The following is a 16,022-nucleotide window of genomic DNA, read 5'->3' on the forward strand; positions in this document are numbered from 1 at the left end:
CCGTGCGTGGCGTTCGCGCAGTTGCCCGCGCCCCTTAGCGGGATCGGTGCGGGCCCGCATCGGCATCCTCAGCCCGTCCGGCGATTGAGGACGAGCGCCCTTGAGGCGCGAACGGGAGTCTGGGGGCGGAGCCCCTTGCGGGGGTCCGCACGCGGAAGGGGCCCGCCGACCGGGGTGGTCGGCGGGCCCCTTCCGGGTCGGCATCCGTACGGACTAGCCGCGGCGCTTCTTGAGGGCGTCGCCGCCGAACTTGACGACGAGGCAGACGACGACAGTGACGGCGAGACCGATGATGAGGTGGCTCATGATGTCCTCCAATGGACGTAAATGGGTGGGGGGTTGGATGGTGCGGCGGAAACTTGTGGTGCCGGTCAGGCGTGGGCGGCGGTGCGCTGTGCGGCGAGGACCGCCCACAGCGCGCCCGGGGTCGCGAAGGTCGCGGCCGTGAGCTTGTCCTCGGGGATCTCCACGTCGTACTGGTCCTCCAGGCGGACCAGGAGCTCGATGGTGGCCATCGAGTCGAGGCCGACGGCCTTGAGGTCGAGCGCGGGGTCCAGCGGGCCCGTGACACGCGGCAGGACCGCGGTCAGCAGCTGCTCGAAGCCGGCGTCCCACGAGACGTCAGTGGTGGTCATGGCTCAATCTCCTTACGGGATTGCGGGATTACGGGGTTACCGACTCGGGGAGTCGGTCACTTCGGTCACTTCTGTTCGCGGCGCAGCCGCTGCTTGTCGGTCTTGCCGTTCGGGGTGAGCGGGAGCTCGTCGAGCAGGTGGCAGGCGGCCGGGACCTTGGCGGCCTCCAGGCGCTCCGTGAGCTGCGCGAGCACCTCGTCGGCCGTCAGCCCGGTGACGGCGTACAGCGTGAGGTCGTGGCCCTCGGCCGGGGCCAGGGCGGCGGCGGCCGTCACACCCTTGACGTCGAGCGCGGCCGTCTCGATCTCCAGGGTGCCCATGCGGACGCCCTTGCGCTTGAACAGGTCGTCGCGGCGGCCCTCGAAGTAGAGGTGGCCGTCCGTGTCGAGGTGGCCGTAGTCGCCGGTGTGCAGGGTGACCTCGCCGGTGACCGGGTCGGGGCGGAACCGCAGGGCGCTCTGCTCCGGGGCCTGCCAGTAGCCGGTCATGATGTGCGGTCCGCGCACGCAGATCTCACCGACCGTGCCGGGCGGCAGGAGCCGGCCGTCGTCGTCCAGGATCAGCACCTCGGTGCCGTCCAGGGCGCGGCCGACCGAGCCGGGGCGGGCGATGTCGCCGTCCGGTTCGAGCACGGTGATGCGCTTGCACTCGGTGGTGCCGAACATCGGCGAAACCTGGGCCGCCGGGAACGCGGCCCGCAACTGCGCGATGACGGGCCCGGTCAGGGCCGCGCCGGTGTTGGTGAAGAGCCGTACCGGGGGCGCCGCGCGGCGGTCCCGCTTCGACAGCGTGAGCAGCATCTCGCCGAGCGAGGGCACCAGCGGAACGACGGTGACCTGGTGCTCGTGCAGCGTGCCGAGCAGCCGTACGTGGCGGTCCGGCGAGGTGAGCACCACCTGGGCGCCCGCGATCACGGAGAGGAGGATCTGGTAGAGCCCGTAGTCGAAGGAGACCGGCACCGCGACCAGGACGACATCGTCCTCTCGGTAGTTCAGGCGGGCCTGGATGGCGCGGGCGGCGAAGACGATCGGGGCGTGCGTGCTCACCACGGCCTTGGGCGCCGAGGTGGAGCCCGAGGTGTAGATGAGCAGACCCAGGTCGTCCGGGGCGACGGGCGTCTCGGCGCCGGCGGGCGCGGCGTCGTACAGCGCCTCGGCGCCGCGCCGCACCTCGTCGAGTCCGAAGACCGGACGGTCAGTCAACTCCCGCAGGATCGCGGTGTCTTGGGCGTCCTGTCCGATCACGAGGACCGGGTCGCAGTCCGGTACGACGGTGTTGAGGTGGAAGCGCTTCATCGCCGGGTTGACCGGCACGAAGGCGATGCCGCGGCGCAGCGCGCCGAACATCAGGGCGGTGAATTCGCGGGTGTTGCCGACGCGGACCAGGATCCGGTCCGCGTGTCCCACACCCTGGGCGGTGAGCCAGTCGGCGTACGCCCGTGACCAGGCGTCCAGTTCCGCATAGGTCCACACGCCCGAGGCGTCGCGCACCGCGGGGGCGTCGGGCCGGGCGGCCACGGCCGCCGCGAGCAGTCCGTGGACGGTATCGGTGCCGGTGTCCGCGGCAACCAGCGTCTGAGTCGTCATCCAGCAACCTCGTGGTCATCGGAACGGAAGTTGGTCACCCTGAGCGTGAGGGGGTTGCCTCGACCCCGGATCGAGCGTCGGTGGACACCCCTTCCGGGGGTGCGGTTTCGGCTGCGGGCCGTCCGTGGCTGGTCGCGCAGTTCCCCGCGCCCCTTGGCGGGATGCGAGTACCGCGGCCCTGGCAGGTGCAGGCACCACCCACTTCGAGCCGCCCTCGTATTCCGGTGGATCCATCACATCCCCCGTTCCTCGTACGGGACTTGAGGCTCGCTGGAGCGCTCTTGACCTGCCCGGGACTCAAGTCCGCTGCGAGGAGGCCGCCCCATGGTGTCGCCGGGCAGCAAGCCCCCATGGTGACGACCCCGCCGCGACGACGTCCGACGGGGAAGGAGGCAGCGCTAAATGAACGCGGATTCCCGGCAGACCGGCAGCCAGGGTGCGGACGGCTCGGCAGGTGAGCGGCCGCTGGACTTCGGTGTCTTCTTCTTCGCCGCGGTCGGCGACCGGGCACAGGAGACCTACCGGCTGATGCTGGACGCGGCCCGCCGCGCCGACGAGCTCGGCTTCGGTTTCGTATCGACGCCCGAGCGGCACTTCCACCGCTTCGGCGGTGCCTTCCCGAACCCGGCCGTGACCTCGGCGGCCATCGCCGCGGTGACGAGCCGCATCCAGATCCGGGCCGGCAGCGTCGTGACGCCGCTGCACCCGGCCGCCCGCATCGTCGAGGACTTCGCGATGGTGGACGGCATCTCGAACGGCCGGGTCGCCATCTCGGTGGGATCCGGCTGGAACGTCAACGACTTCGTGATCGCGCCGGAGAAGTACGAGACCCGGCGCGAGCAGATGATCAAGGATGTCACGGACATCCGGACCGCCTGGCGCACCGGTCACTGGACCGGTCCCAACCCGCTGGGCGTCGAGACCACGCTTCCCGTCTTCCCGCGCCCGGTGCAGGACGACCTGTCGGTGTGGGTGACCGCGTCCCGCAGCGAGGGCACCTTCCGCGAGGCGGGGCGGCTCGGCTGCAACATCCTGACCCACCTGGAGAACCAGGACGTCGAGTCGCTCTCCGACAAGATCGCCCTGTACCGGACGGCCCGCGCCGAGGCGGGCTGGGGCGGCCCGGGCAAGGTCACCGTCATGATGCACACGTACGTCGCCGACGACGCGGCCGAGGCCCGCGAGGTGGGCGGCGGCGCCCTGCGCGACTACCTGCTCTCCGCCATCGACCTGGAGGCCCTCGCGGTCGAGGCCGGCGGCCGGATGAGCGGCAACAAGCAGGGCCGCGAGGTGCTCTCCGCGGTGAGCGCCCAGCGCAAGCTCGCCGAGCTCGGCGTCAACCGCTACCTGTCCGGGAACTCGCTGATCGGCTCGGTCGAGGAGTGCACCGAAACCGCCCGCCGGGTGCGCGCGGCCGGCGTCGACGAGATCGCCTGCCTGGTGGACTTCGTCGCCGACCCGGAGCTGGTGCTCGCCTCCCTGGAGCGCGTCGCCGCGGTCCGCCGCGAAGCCGCCACACCTGCCGAGCCCGTGCTCGCCGCCTGATCCACCGGCCCCAACTCCACGCAAGAGCCTCTCCTCATCCTTGACCAGGATCCGTTATCAGGAGGTTGTCCATGCCGACGATCCTCGCCGTCTCCGGCAGTCCGTCGCCGGTCTCCAGCACCCACCAGGTACTCACCCTCGCGGCGGACCGCCTTGCCGGCCGCGGGCACCGGGTCGAGACGCTCGCCGTGCGCACCCTGCCCGCGGCCGAACTCCTGCGGGCCGACCTGAACCATCCCCAACTGGCCTACGCCGCCGAGCAGTTCGCGAGTGCGGACGCCATCGTCCTGGCCACGCCGGTCTACAAGGCGGGCTACTCGGGACTGCTCAAGTCCTTCCTCGACGTACTGCCGCAGTTCGCCCTCGAAGGCAAGGTGGTGCTGCCGCTGGCCACCGGAGGGTCGCTCGCCCATGTGCTGGCCCTCGACTACGGGCTGCGCCCGGTGCTGATGTCGATGAAACCGCGGGCGGTGTCGGAGAGCTTCTTCGTGCACGCGGGCGGCATCCGCAGGGGCCCGGGCGGCTTCGCCGGCCTTGAGCCCGACACGGACGCCCTGCTGCGTGAAGCCACCGACAAGTTCGCCGACCTGGTGGAGAGCCTCACCGAGGCCGCCACCCCGACCGTCCGGCTGGTGCCCGCCGCCTGACCCGGAATCGCCGTGCGCGGATCGCCGCACACGCGTCACTGTGCGACGAACCGCTGTGCAACATCCCCCATTCATGTGCCTGTTGATGTGTCGAACACGACGTAACCACGACAGAAGAGGACCCCATGAAGGCTCTGGTTCTGAGCGGCGGCACGGGAAGCCGACTGCGCCCGTTCAGCTACTCCATGCCCAAGCAGCTCATCCCGATCGCCAACAAGCCCGTCCTTGAGCGGGTGCTCGACAACATCCGTGACCTCGGTGTCACCGAGATCGGGATCATCGTCGGCAACCACGTCGAGGAGATAGCCGAGGCGCTCGGCGACGGGTCCCGGCTCGGCGTCGAGATCACGTACATCCCGCAGGAGAGCCCGCAGGGCCTCGCCCAGTGCGTGCAGCTCGCCCGGGGCTTCCTCGGTGACGACGACTTCGTGATGTACCTCGGCGACAACATGCTCCCCGAGGGCATCGCCGAGGCATCCGCCGAGTTCCACGCGCTGCGCCCGGCCGCCCAGGTGCTCGTCGCCCAGGTCGAGGACCCGCGCGCCTTCGGTGTGGCCGAGGTGGACGCGACCGGTGTCGTGGAGCGGCTCGTCGAGAAGCCCCCGGTGCCGCGCTCCAACCTGGCGCTCATCGGCGTCTACTTCTTCACCCCGGCCATCCACGAGGCCGTCGATTCGATCGTGCCGAGCGCGCGCGGCGAGCTGGAGATCACCGACGCCATCCAGTGGCTGGTGACCAACGGCTCGACCGTCCGGGCCCAGGAGTACCGCGGGTACTGGAAGGACACCGGCCGCGTCGAGGACGTCCTCGAATGCAACCAGATGCTGCTCGACGGCATCGAGCGCCGCGTGGAGGGCGAGGTCGACGACCAGAGCGTGCTGATCGGCGCGGTCGTCGTCGAGCCCGGCGCGAAGATCACCCGCTCCTTCGTGGAGGGCCCCGTCGTGATCGGCGCGGGCACCGTCCTTGAGGACAGCCACGTCGGACCGCACACGTCCATCGGCCGGGACTGCGTCCTGTCCGGCACCCATCTCGACTACTCGATCGCCCTGGACGGCGCGACGATCTCCGCGGTGCGGGGCCTGCACGGCTCCCTGCTCGGCAGGTCCGCCGCGGTCACGGGCATCGACCTGGCAAGCCGCCACCACCGCCTGGTGGTCGGCGACCACACCCGCGTGGAGGTCGCGGCATGACGAACACCGACACGCAGAGCGCGGAGAAGAGCGGCATGAGCAAGATCCTGGTCACCGGCGGCGCGGGCTTCATCGGCTCGCACTACGTACGCACGCTCCTTCAGGGCGGCTACGAGGGGTACGAGAACGCCGAGGTCACCGTCCTCGACAAGCTCACCTACGCGGGCAACCGCGAGAACCTGCCCGCCTCGCACCCCCGCCTGACCTTCGTCGAGGGCGACATCTGCGACCTGCCGCTGCTCCTTGAGCTGTTCCCCGGCCACGACGCGGTCGTCCACTTCGCGGCCGAGTCCCACGTGGACCGCTCCCTTGAGTCGGCCGCCGAGTTCATCGCCACCAACGTCGGCGGCACCCAGAACGTCATGGAGGCCGCGCTGCGCGCCGGCGTCCAGCGCGTCGTGCACGTCTCCACCGACGAGGTGTACGGCTCCATCGACGAGGGCTCCTGGACCGAGGAGTGGCCGCTCCTGCCCAACTCCCCGTACGCCGCCTCCAAGGCCGGCTCGGACCTCATCACCCGCGCCTACTGGCGCACGCACGGCCTGAACGTGTCCATCACCCGCTGCTCCAACAACTACGGGCCCTACCAGCACCCCGAGAAGCTGATCCCGCGCTTCGTCACCAATCTGCTCGAAGGCGAGACGGTCCCGCTGTACGGCGAGGGCGCGAACATCCGCGAGTGGCTGCACGTCGACGACCACTGCCGCGCGATCCAGCTCGTCCTCACCAAGGGCCGCGCGGGCGAGATCTACAACGTGGGCGGCGGCAACGAGCAGACGAACCGCCAGATCACCGAGCGCCTCCTCGAACTGACCGGCAACGACTGGTCGAAGGTGGTCCGGGTCGCCGACCGCAAGGGTCACGACCTGCGCTACTCGCTCAGCGAGGCCAAGATCGCCGAGGAGCTCGGCTACGCGCCGCGCATCTCCTTCGAGGACGGCCTCGCCGAGACCGCCGCCTGGTACCGCGACAACCCGGGCTGGTGGAAGGCGGTCAAGCACGCGCCGCAGGAGGGCCAGAAGTGACACTGCTCAACGAGACGGCGCCCGCACCGCAGGTGCTGGTCGTGGGCGCCGGGCCGGTCGGGCTGAGCGCCGCCCACGAGCTGGCCCGGCACGGTGTGCGGGTCCGGCTCGTGGACGCGGCGGCCGGCCCGGCCACCACCAGCCGGGCGCTCGCCACGCACGCCCGCACCCTTGAGACGTACGACCAGATGGGCCTCCTGGACGAGCTCCTGCCGCGCGGGCAGCGGGTGGAGCACTTCACGCTCCACCAGAACGGCCGCCGCCTGATCCGCTTCGACACGGACTACAGCCGGCTGCCCACTCGCTTCCCGTTCACGCTGATGGTCGACCAGGTCATCACCGAGGAGGTGCTGCGCACCGCGACGGCCCGCCGGGGCGTGGAGGTCGAATGGGGGGTGCGCCTCACGGAGTTCGAGGACCTGGGCTCCGAAGGCGTACGGGCCCACCTCGTCCACGCCGACGGCACGACCGAGACCGTCACGTCCGACTGGCTGGTCGGCACCGACGGAGGCCACAGCACCATCCGCAAGCAGCTCGGCCTGAAACTGGAGGGGGAGTCGAGCGAGACCTGGCTGATCGCGGACGCCACCGTCCACTGCGACCTGCCGAAGGACAGCATCCACTGGATGCGCACGCCCACCGGCACCGTGATGATGGTGCCGTTCCCGGAGCCCGGCAAGTGGCGCCTGCTCGACACCGCGGAGACGTCCTACGGGGGCGACGACGCGATGGTGGCCCGGCGCTTCTCGGCGAAGATCAGCACCGGCACGGGCAAGGCCGCCGTGGTCGAATCGCCCTCCTGGGTCTCGGTGTTCACCATCCAGCAGCGCATGATCGGCCAGATGCGGGGCGGCCGGGTGCTGCTCGCGGGCGACGCGGCCCACGTCCACAGCCCGGCCTCCGGGCAGGGCATGAACACCGGCGTCCAGGACGCGGTCAACCTCTCCTGGAAGCTCGCCACGGTCCTGCGCGGCGAGGCACCCGACTCGCTCCTGGACAGCTACAGCGACGAACGGGTCCCGGTGGGCGCCGAGTTGCTGCGCACCACCAAGATGGCGACGCTGCTGGTCCAGCTGCGCAGCCGCAGGGCGGCGGCCGCGCTGCGCGCCGCGTTCACGGTCCTGCGCTCGCTGCCCCCGGTCAAGGGCCGCATCCAGCGCAAGATCATGGGCGGCATGTCGGCGCTCGGCCTCGGCTACGCGGCGGGCCCGCTGGCCCACCCGTCGGCCCCTTCGGGGGGCGTACGCCCCGGCGAGCGAGTGGCCCGCGTAACGGCACCGGAGCTGGCCACGAGCCCGGGCTGGCAAGAGGTCGTCTCCGAACTCCAGCGTCCGGAATGGCTGTTGCTCACCTTCGGCGAGGCCCCCGAGGACCGCTACGGCCCCTCGGTACGCATCCGCACGGTGAACACCCCCGGCCCGGACGCCCTGTCCGACCCGGCCGGCCACCTGTCCACGGCCCTGGGCGCCCCGGAGGGCACCTGGCTCCTGATCCGCCCGGACGGCTACCTGGCCGCGAGAGGCACAGCAAAGGAGTCCCCGTCGACCGCACTGACCTCTTTGGGAATCCATCCGGCAGAAGCACGTCAACTGACCTACTGAGAACGCCGATTGGGCCCGCCTCGGACAATGTCCGGTGGCGGGCCCAATCGGCGTTCACACAGGGGGCGGGCGCGCCACCAGCGCCCCAAAGGGGCGCGGGGAACTGCGCGACCAGCCCCCGCCGACCCGCAGCCGAACGCGATACCAGCGGAGCGCCTAGGCAGCGTGCTGCGAGCGCTCCGAACCCCTCCCGTAAAGGGAAAGGCACTGCGCATACGTAGGAAGCAACCCGAGCTCCAAGGCCTCCGCGACGGTAGGAGCCGCCGCATCCTTCTCGGACAGCACCGGGTCCCCCGTGAGCCAGCGTGCCCACGGCAGACCCAGCTCCGGGTCGAACGCCCGCAGGTCGAGCTGCGTACCCGGCACGTACTCCGTGGAGCAGAGATAGCTGATGCACGTGTCGTCGGTCAGCGCCACGAACCCGTGCGCGAGCCCCTCCGCCACGAACATCGCCCGCCCGTCCCGCGCGTCCAGAACCGTGGTCACGTGCTCGCCGAACGTGGGAGATCCCACGCGCACGTCGACGACCACGTCGAGCAGCGCCCCGCGCACGCAGCTCACCAGCTTGGCCTGGCCCGGCGGAATCGCCACGCCGTGCAGCCCGCGCACCGTGTTGCGGGAGGAGGCCGAGTAGTTGACCTGGCGCGGCACGAACTCGTGCCCGGTCTCGGCGGCCAGCAGGTCGTAGCGGTATGACTCGTGGAAACTGCCGCGGGGGTCCGTCAGCAGCTTCGGCATGATGCGGTACGCGTCCGGTACGGCGGTCTCTTCGATCCTCATGCTCCCGGACGGTAGGCGCCCCGACTCAAGTTCCGGTAGCGCCGCATGACCACCTGTCCAGCGGTCCCCGAGCGAGACGCGCCACAGTGCCGCTCAAACCGCGCATACAGGAGGTAGCAACGGTGTCGGTGAGCGACCGAAGAGCAGGCGGCAGGGGCGGCGGCGAAGCCGGGTCGGTGGTGGTGCTCGGCGCCACGGGGTTCGTGGGCCGGCACATCTGCGAGGTGTTCGGCGCGGCGGGCTGGACGGTGACGGGCATCGCCCGCGGCGCCCAGGACCCGTCAACTCCGTACGAAGTCATCCCACTTGACGTGGTGGGCGCGGAGCCGGGGCACATCGCCCGGCTGCTCGCCGAGCGCGGCGCGGGGGCGGTGGTGAACGCGGCGGGCGCGGTGTGGCAGGCCACCGAGGACGACATGACCCGCGCCAACGCCGAGCTCGTGGAGCACCTGGTGGCCGCGACCGCCCGGCTCGACGCGCGGCCCCGGCTGATTCAGCTGGGCTCGGTGCACGAGTACGGCCCGGTGCCGCGCACCGGGATCACGGAGGACACCCCGACCGCGCCGGTCACCCCGTACGGCCGCTCGAAGCTGGCGGGTGCCCGCGCGCTGCTCGACGCGACCGCGTCGGGCGAGGCGGAGGGCCTGGTCCTGCGCGTCTCGAACGTGTCGGGGCCCGGCACCCACCGGGCGAGTCTGCTCGGCATGGTGGCGCACCATCTCGCCACGTCCGCCCCCGAACCGCTGCGGCTCGCCCCGCTGCTCGCCCACCGCGACTTCGTGGACGTACGGGACGTCGCCGATGCGGCGCTCGCCGCGGCGCGCTCCGAGGCGACTGGGCAGGTCCTCAACATCGGTGGCGGGCAGGCGACTTCGGTGCGCAGCCTGGTGCTGCGGCTGACCGAACTCGCGGGTGCGGCGGCCGAGATCGTCGAGGCGCCGAGTGCGGGCGGGAGGCCGCCCGAGGCCGAGTGGCAGCGCATGGACATCGGGCGTGCGAAGCGGCTTCTGGGCTGGTCACCGCGGCGCAGCCTGGACGATTCGCTGCGCGACCTGCTGGCCCACGCCCGTGCCGGGGCCCATCGCGAGTCGTTGTCCAGTGCCCTTCAAGTCGCCCCCACGACGATGGCGCTGTCGGATCACCGCTGAGGGCTTCGTGCCGAACTGACGACCATGGAGGCAGCCAAAATGAGTGACACCAAGGCACGGATTCTCGATTCTGTGCGGGAGTACCACCTGGAGAAGGAGCCGTCCCGCGAGTTCGTGCCGGGAGTCAGCGAGATCTGGCCGTCCGGTGCGGTCCTGGAGCCGGCGGACAGAGTGGCGCTGGTGGAGGCGGCCCTTGACATGCGGATAGCCGCCGGCACCAGCTCCCGCAAGTTCGAGTCCCGGTTCGCCCGTTACATGAAGCGGCGCAAGGCCCATCTGGTGAACTCCGGTTCCTCGGCCAACCTGCTCGCCATGTCGGCGCTCACCTCGCCGCACCTGGAGGACCGCCGCCTGAAGCCCGGCGACGAGGTCATCACGGTGGCCGCGGGCTTTCCCACCACCGTCAACCCGATCCTGCAGAACGGCCTCATCCCCGTCTTCGTGGACGTCGAGCTGAAGACGTACAACACGACGGCCGAGCGCATCAAGGCCGCCGTCGGCCCCAAGACGCGGGCCATCATGGTCGCGCACGCCCTTGGCAACCCGTTCGAGGTCGCCGAGGTCGCGCAGATCGCCGAGGAGAACGACCTCTTCCTCATCGAGGACAACTGCGACGCGGTCGGCTCCCTCTACAACGGTCAACTCACCGGTACGTTCGGCGACTTGACGACGGTCAGCTTCTACCCGGCGCACCACCTGACGATGGGCGAGGGCGGCTGCGTGCTGACCTCGAACCTGGCGCTCGCCCGCATCGTGGAGTCGCTGCGCGACTGGGGCCGGGACTGCTGGTGCGAGCCGGGCGAGAGCGACCGCTGCTTCAAGCGCTTCGAGTACCAGCTGGGCACCCTGCCGGCCGGGTACGACCACAAGTACATCTACTCGCACATCGGCTACAACCTGAAGGCCACCGACCTGCAGGCCGCGCTCGGTCTGACCCAGCTCGACAAGGTCGACGACTTCACCGCCGCCCGCCGCCGCAACTGGCAGCGGCTGCGGGAGGGCCTGGAGGGTGTGCCGCACCTGATCCTGCCCGAGGCGACGCTCGGCAGTGAGCCCAGCTGGTTCGGTTTCGTCATCACCGTCGACCCCGGCGCGCCGTTCAAGCGGAAGGAGTTGGTGAACTTCCTGGAAGAGCGGAAGATCGGCACCCGCAACCTGTTCGCCGGCAACCTGACCCGCCAGCCCGCCTACGTGGACGCCCCGCACCGGATCGTGGGCGACCTCACCAACTCCGACATCATCACCGAGCAGACCTTCTGGATCGGCGTCTATCCGGGGCTCACCGACGAGCACACCGACTTCATGACGTCCTCGATCCGGGACTTCGTCGCCGGCTGGTGACGGCCCCCGACACCCCTCCACCACAGCACCCTTGACGAGGAGAGAGCGTACATGTCGTCGACACTTGCGGAGCTGACTGAGCTTCAGCCGGTGGTCCAGCCCCGTGAGCCGGTGTCGGTCGCCGACCGGATCGCGGCGTCCGCGGCCTCCGCCGGCGGGCTCCTGACCACCGGGGAGTTCCACCACTGGTTCGCCGAGCGCAGGAAGGCGGGCCGCTTCCACATCGAGCGCATCCCGTTCTCGAAGCTGCGCGGCTGGTCCTTCGAGCCGGACACCGGGAACCTGGTGCACTCCAGCGGCCGTTTCTTCAGCGTGGAAGGGCTGCACGTCACGACCGACGACGGCCCGCACAAGGAGTGGTACCAGCCCATCATCAAGCAGCCCGAGGTCGGCATCCTCGGCATCCTGGTGAAGGAGTTCGACGGCGTACTGCACTTCCTGATGCAGGCCAAGATGGAGCCGGGCAACCGCAATCTGCTCCAGCTCTCCCCCACCGTGCAGGCCACCCGCAGCAACTACACCAAGGTCCACCAGGGCACGGACGTGAAGTACATCGAGTACTTCACGGGCAGCGGGCGGGGCCGCGTCCTCGCCGACGTGCTCCAGTCCGAGCACGGCTCGTGGTTCTACCACAAGAGCAACCGCAACATGATCGTCGAGGTGGACGGCGACGTCCCGCTCGACGAGGACTTCTGCTGGCTGACGCTGGGGCAGATCTCCGAACTCCTGCACCAGGACAACCTGGTGAACATGGACTCGCGCACGGTCCTCGCCTGCCTGCCCGCCTATCGTGCGGGCGCCGCGCGGGGGGACGTTTTCAGCCAGTCCCTGGCCCGCTCGCGCGACCCCGAGGCGGGCGCGCTGCTCACGGACGTCGACCTGCTGTCCTGGTTCACCTCGGAGCGCTCGCGCTACGACGTGCAGGCCGAGCGGATCCCGCTGGACGACGTGCCGGGCTGGACCCGGGACGAGGCGCGCATCGGCAAGGACGACGGCCGCTGGTTCAACGTGGTCGCGGTCGAGGTGCAGGCCGGCAACCGCGAGGTGACGAGCTGGACACAGCCCCTGATCGAGCCGTGCAGCCGCGGCATCGCGGCCTTCCTGGCCCGTTCGTTCGACGGCGTGCTGCACGTCCTGGCCAACGCCAAGGTCGAGGGCGGCTTCCTCGACACGGTCGAGCTGGCCCCCACCGTGCAGTGCTCGCCGGACAACTTCGAGGGCCTCCAGGTCCGCCCTCCGTTCCTGGATCTCGTCCTGGAAGCGGCCCCCGACCGCATCCGCTACGACGCCATCCACTCGGAGGAGGGCGGCCGGTTCCTGTACGCGGAGAACCGCTACCTGGTCATCGAGGCCGACGAGCAGGAAGCACCTATCGAGCCACCGACCGGCTATCAGTGGGTAACGATCAGCCAGCTGACGGCGCTGATCAAACACGGACACTACGTCAATGTGCAGGCCAGGACCCTCCTCGCCTGCCTCAACGCCATGGGACATCTGACGGATGACTGAACGACCCCTGCGCATCGCCGTCCTCGGCACCGCCGACATCGCCCGCCGCCGGGTCCTGCCCGCCATGGCGGCGGACCCGGACGTCGAGCTGACCGCGGTGGCGAGCCGGGACGGCGGGCGCGCCAAGGAGGTCGCGGCCCAGTTCGGCTGCGCGCCGGTCGAGTCGTACGACGCGGTCCTGGAACGGGCCGACGTGGACGCCGTCTACGTCCCGCTGCCCATCTCCCTGCACGCCGAATGGGCGGGCCGGGCGCTGCGCGCGGGCAAGCACGTCCTGGCCGAGAAGCCGCTCACCGCCGACCGGCCGACCACCGAGGCGCTGCTCGACCTCGCGCGCGCCTCGGGCCTGGTGCTGATGGAGAACGTCATGTTCGTCCACCACCCCCAGCACTCGGTCGTGCGGGAGCTGGTGGCGAGCGGCGCGATCGGTCAACTCCGGGCGTTCAGCGCCGCGTTCGCGATCCCGGCACTGCCCGCCCAGAACATCAGGCACCGCCCCGAACTCGGCGGCGGCGCCCTGCTTGACGTCGGCTACTACCCGGTGCGGGCCGCGCTGTACTTCCTCGGCGCGGGCCTGGAGATCGTCGGCGCCGCCCTTGAGAGCGCGGGCGGCTCGGCGGTGGAGACCTCCGGCGCGGTCCTGGTGCGCTCCCCCGCCGGCGTCCTCGGCCAGCTGGCGTTCGGCATGGAGCACGCGTACCGCTCCGCGTACGAGCTGTGGGGCAGCGAGGGCCGGATCCGCGTGGAACCGGCGTTCACCCCGCCCGCCGACCACAAGCCGGCGGTGTGGATCACGGACGCGCACGGCCCGCGCGAGCTGACGCTGGCCCCGCACGACCAAGTGGCCGCCACCGTGCAGGCGTTCGTGCGCGCGGTCCGCTCCGGCGCCGCCGAGTCGCCGGACGCCGGGGAGTGCCTGGAGCAGGCGACCCTGCTGGACGCGGTGCGCGCGAGGGCAACGTCTTCCCTTCGCCCTACGCCACCCACTTCGCCTGCTTCTTCCACTTCGACTTCTTCTACTTCGACTTCGCGACAGGAAGGGACCGACCGTGACCGTGACTGAGCAGCCGCCGCCGCAGACCGCGGCGGTGCGCGTCGCCGAACTGCACGTACTGCGCGAGCAGGCCAAGCTCGGCCCCAGCGAGAAGGCGACCGAGGCCCAGCGCGCCAAGGGCAAGCTGACCGCGCGCGAGCGCATCGACCTGCTCCTGGACCCGGACACCTTCCAGGAGGTCGAGCAGCTGCGCCGGCACCGCGCGACGGGCTTCGGCCTGGAGGCGAAGAAACCGTACACGGACGGTGTGGTCACCGGCTGGGGCACGGTCGAGGGCCGCACGGTCTTCGTGTACGCCCACGACTTCCGGATCTTCGGCGGCGCCCTGGGCGAGGCCCACGCCACGAAGATCCACAAGATCATGGACATGGCGATCGCAGCGGGTGCTCCGCTGGTTTCGTTGAACGACGGTGCTGGGGCTCGTATCCAGGAGGGTGTCTCGGCGCTGGCGGGCTATGGCGGCATCTTCCAGCGCAACACGCGCGCGTCGGGTGTGATCCCGCAGATCAGCGTGATGCTGGGCCCGTGCGCGGGCGGCGCGGCGTACAGCCCGGCGCTCACCGACTTCGTGTTCATGGTGCGAGAAACCTCGCAGATGTTCATCACCGGCCCGGACGTGGTGCAGGCGGTGACGGGCGAGGAGATCACCCAGAACGGCCTCGGCGGCGCCGACGTGCACGCCGGGGTCTCGGGCGTGGCCCACTTCGTCCATGACGACGAGGAGACGTGCCTGGCGGAGGTGCGCTACCTGATCTCTCTGCTCCCGTCGAACAACAGGGAGATGCCCCCGCCGCTGCCCCCGGGCGACGACCCGGCGGACCGCCGCAACGACGTGCTCCTCGACCTGGTGCCCTCGGACGGCAACCGCCCGTACGACATGCGCAAGGTCCTGGAGGAGATCGTCGACCACGGCGACCTCCTGGAGGTCCACGAGCACTGGGCCCGCAACATCATCTGCGCGCTGGCCCGGATCGACGGCCGTGTGGTGGGCATCCTGGCGAACCAGCCACAGTTCCTGGCGGGCGTGCTCGACATCGAGGCGAGCGAGAAGGCTGCCCGCTTCGTCCAGCTCTGCGATGCTTTCAACATCCCGCTGCTGACCATGGTCGACGTGCCGGGCTTCCTGCCGGGCGTCTCGCAGGAGCACGGCGGCATCATCCGCCACGGCGCGAAGCTCCTGTACGCGTACTGCAACGCGACGGTGCCCCGCATCTCCCTGATCCTGCGCAAGGCGTACGGCGGCGCGTACATCGTCATGGACTCCCAGTCGATCGGCGCCGACCTGACCTACGCCTGGCCGACGAACGAGATCGCGGTGATGGGCGCGGAGGGCGCGGCGAACGTCATCTTCCGCCGGGAGATCGCGAGTTCGGACGATCCCGAGGCGGTCCGCGCCTCGAAGATCGCGGCGTACAAATCAGAACTGATGCACCCGTACTACGCGGCTGAGCGGGGCCTGGTGGACGACGTGATCGACCCGGCCGAGACGAGGAAGGTCCTGGCCGCCGCCCTGGCGATGCTCCGCACGAAGCACGCAGACCTGCCGTCCCGCAAACATGGCAACCCCCCGCAGTGAGGAGCGAGCGTGTCGAACGATTCGGCTGACCCCCTGTTCCGGGTACTGAAAGGCACCCCGACGGAGGCAGAACTGGCCGCGCTGGCAGTGGTCCTCCTCTCCCTGACCGGGGAGCCCCCCACGGATCTGGCCCCGATAGTCCCCCTGGCCGCTTGGCGCCGCCAGCCGTACGAGCCTCCGGTGAGCTGGCGAAGAGCGGCGTAGCGGGCGGGGGGCCGAGCTTGGGGGTGGCCGGGCTTGGGCCCCGCCTCGGGCGGCCGCATGAGGCGGGGGCCCACGCTCGGCGGCCCCTTGGTACGTCTGCAGGGGTCTGCTCGCCTGGGCCAGCTGAGGGCCGGGCGAAGCCCAGGCCTTTCAGGGGCGCGGGACTGTGACATCGTGC

At 70.5% G+C, this 16,022-nt stretch carries 14 protein-coding genes; 11 read left to right on the forward strand and 3 right to left on the reverse strand.

From position 1 onward, the window contains the following. Nucleotides 1–371: 371 nt before the first annotated feature. Together ADK54_RS15090 and ADK54_RS15095 are read right to left on the reverse strand one after the other, a co-directional pair. Nucleotides 372–635 (reverse strand): phosphopantetheine-binding protein, encoded by a 264-nt coding sequence (locus tag ADK54_RS15090; protein ID WP_053726142.1) that lies wholly within the window; start codon nucleotides 633–635, stop codon nucleotides 372–374. Nucleotides 636–700: 65 nt separating this feature from the next. Continuing rightward, nucleotides 701–2,221, reverse strand: coding sequence for a class I adenylate-forming enzyme family protein (locus ADK54_RS15095; protein WP_053726143.1), 1,521 nt, complete (start codon nucleotides 2,219–2,221; stop codon nucleotides 701–703). 402 nt (nucleotides 2,222–2,623) lie between these two features. Between ADK54_RS15095 and ADK54_RS15100 the strand changes: the two genes are divergently transcribed. The 5 genes from ADK54_RS15100 to ADK54_RS15120 all read left to right on the forward strand — a co-directional run bounded on the left by ADK54_RS15100 (nucleotide 2,624) and on the right by ADK54_RS15120 (nucleotide 8,232). Further along, nucleotides 2,624–3,766, forward strand: a complete 1,143-nt coding sequence (locus ADK54_RS15100; RefSeq protein WP_053726144.1) for a MupA/Atu3671 family FMN-dependent luciferase-like monooxygenase — start codon at nucleotides 2,624–2,626, stop codon at nucleotides 3,764–3,766. A gap of 71 nt (nucleotides 3,767–3,837) precedes the next feature. Then, the gene (ssuE, locus tag ADK54_RS15105; protein WP_053726145.1) at nucleotides 3,838–4,413 is read left to right on the forward strand and encodes an NADPH-dependent FMN reductase; all 576 of its coding nucleotides are present in this window, start codon (nucleotides 3,838–3,840) and stop codon (nucleotides 4,411–4,413) included. A 125-nt stretch (nucleotides 4,414–4,538) separates the two neighbouring features. After that, complete coding sequence (locus tag ADK54_RS15110; protein WP_053726146.1) at nucleotides 4,539–5,606, forward strand: glucose-1-phosphate thymidylyltransferase; 1,068 nt, start codon at nucleotides 4,539–4,541, stop codon at nucleotides 5,604–5,606. After that, nucleotides 5,603–6,631, forward strand: coding sequence for a dTDP-glucose 4,6-dehydratase (gene rfbB / locus ADK54_RS15115; protein WP_420717310.1), 1,029 nt, complete (start codon nucleotides 5,603–5,605; stop codon nucleotides 6,629–6,631). The genes ADK54_RS15110 and rfbB overlap by 4 nt, the downstream gene beginning before the upstream one ends. Continuing rightward, complete coding sequence (locus tag ADK54_RS15120) at nucleotides 6,628–8,232, forward strand: FAD-dependent oxidoreductase (protein ID WP_199826968.1); 1,605 nt, start codon at nucleotides 6,628–6,630, stop codon at nucleotides 8,230–8,232. Before rfbB ends, ADK54_RS15120 begins: the two co-directional genes overlap by 4 nt. 156 nt (nucleotides 8,233–8,388) lie before the next feature. On the opposite strand, the gene ADK54_RS15125 is transcribed toward ADK54_RS15120, so the two are convergent. Beyond that, nucleotides 8,389–9,012, reverse strand: coding sequence for a dTDP-4-dehydrorhamnose 3,5-epimerase family protein (locus tag ADK54_RS15125; RefSeq protein ID WP_053726147.1), 624 nt, complete (start codon nucleotides 9,010–9,012; stop codon nucleotides 8,389–8,391). Between the two features lie 128 nt (nucleotides 9,013–9,140). On the opposite strand from ADK54_RS15125, the gene ADK54_RS15130 reads away from it, so the two are divergent. The 6 genes from ADK54_RS15130 to ADK54_RS48790 are packed head-to-tail and all read left to right on the forward strand — an operon-like array spanning nucleotide 9,141 to nucleotide 15,844. Further along, a complete protein-coding gene (locus ADK54_RS15130; RefSeq protein ID WP_063801984.1) occupies nucleotides 9,141–10,160 on the forward strand; it encodes an NAD-dependent epimerase/dehydratase family protein in 1,020 nt (339 codons plus the stop codon). Nucleotides 10,161–10,199: 39 nt separating this feature from the next. Then, on the forward strand, nucleotides 10,200–11,501 hold the full coding sequence (gene rfbH / locus ADK54_RS15135) for a lipopolysaccharide biosynthesis protein RfbH (RefSeq protein ID WP_053726149.1): 1,302 nt from the start codon (nucleotides 10,200–10,202) through the stop codon (nucleotides 11,499–11,501). 51 nt (nucleotides 11,502–11,552) lie between these two features. Beyond that, complete coding sequence (locus ADK54_RS15140; protein WP_053726150.1) at nucleotides 11,553–13,010, forward strand: NDP-hexose 2,3-dehydratase family protein; 1,458 nt, start codon at nucleotides 11,553–11,555, stop codon at nucleotides 13,008–13,010. Continuing rightward, nucleotides 13,003–14,073 carry a Gfo/Idh/MocA family protein gene (locus ADK54_RS15145; RefSeq protein ID WP_078966392.1) on the forward strand — a complete coding sequence of 357 codons (1,071 nt, stop codon included), beginning with the start codon at nucleotides 13,003–13,005 and terminating at the stop codon, nucleotides 14,071–14,073. Before ADK54_RS15140 ends, ADK54_RS15145 begins: the two co-directional genes overlap by 8 nt. After that, entirely contained in the window at nucleotides 14,066–15,640 is a 1,575-nt protein-coding gene (locus ADK54_RS15150) for an acyl-CoA carboxylase subunit beta (RefSeq protein WP_420717311.1), read from the forward strand. The genes ADK54_RS15145 and ADK54_RS15150 overlap by 8 nt, the downstream gene beginning before the upstream one ends. A 9-nt stretch (nucleotides 15,641–15,649) precedes the next feature. Next, a complete protein-coding gene (locus ADK54_RS48790) occupies nucleotides 15,650–15,844 on the forward strand; it encodes an acyl-CoA carboxylase subunit epsilon (protein WP_078966393.1) in 195 nt (64 codons plus the stop codon). Nucleotides 15,845–16,022 lie beyond the last annotated feature (178 nt).

The sequence above is a fragment of the Streptomyces sp. WM6378 genome, assembly GCF_001279695.1.
Lineage (GTDB): Bacteria > Actinomycetota > Actinomycetes > Streptomycetales > Streptomycetaceae > Streptomyces.

What these genes read in the sequence shown, in the direction of transcription:
- ADK54_RS15090 (WP_053726142.1), bottom strand. Translation starts at nt 635, where the DNA reads ATGACCACCACTGACGTCTCGTGGGACGCCGGCTTCGAGCAGCTGCTG.
- ADK54_RS15095 (WP_053726143.1), bottom strand. Translation starts at nt 2,221, where the DNA reads ATGACGACTCAGACGCTGGTTGCCGCGGACACCGGCACCGATACCGTC.
- ADK54_RS15100 (WP_053726144.1), top strand. Translation starts at nt 2,624, where the DNA reads ATGAACGCGGATTCCCGGCAGACCGGCAGCCAGGGTGCGGACGGCTCG.
- ssuE (WP_053726145.1), top strand. Translation starts at nt 3,838, where the DNA reads ATGCCGACGATCCTCGCCGTCTCCGGCAGTCCGTCGCCGGTCTCCAGC.
- ADK54_RS15110 (WP_053726146.1), top strand. Translation starts at nt 4,539, where the DNA reads ATGAAGGCTCTGGTTCTGAGCGGCGGCACGGGAAGCCGACTGCGCCCG.
- rfbB (WP_420717310.1), top strand. Translation starts at nt 5,603, where the DNA reads ATGACGAACACCGACACGCAGAGCGCGGAGAAGAGCGGCATGAGCAAG.
- ADK54_RS15125 (WP_053726147.1), bottom strand. Translation starts at nt 9,012, where the DNA reads ATGAGGATCGAAGAGACCGCCGTACCGGACGCGTACCGCATCATGCCG.
- rfbH (WP_053726149.1), top strand. Translation starts at nt 10,200, where the DNA reads ATGAGTGACACCAAGGCACGGATTCTCGATTCTGTGCGGGAGTACCAC.
- ADK54_RS15140 (WP_053726150.1), top strand. Translation starts at nt 11,553, where the DNA reads ATGTCGTCGACACTTGCGGAGCTGACTGAGCTTCAGCCGGTGGTCCAG.
- ADK54_RS15145 (WP_078966392.1), top strand. Translation starts at nt 13,003, where the DNA reads ATGACTGAACGACCCCTGCGCATCGCCGTCCTCGGCACCGCCGACATC.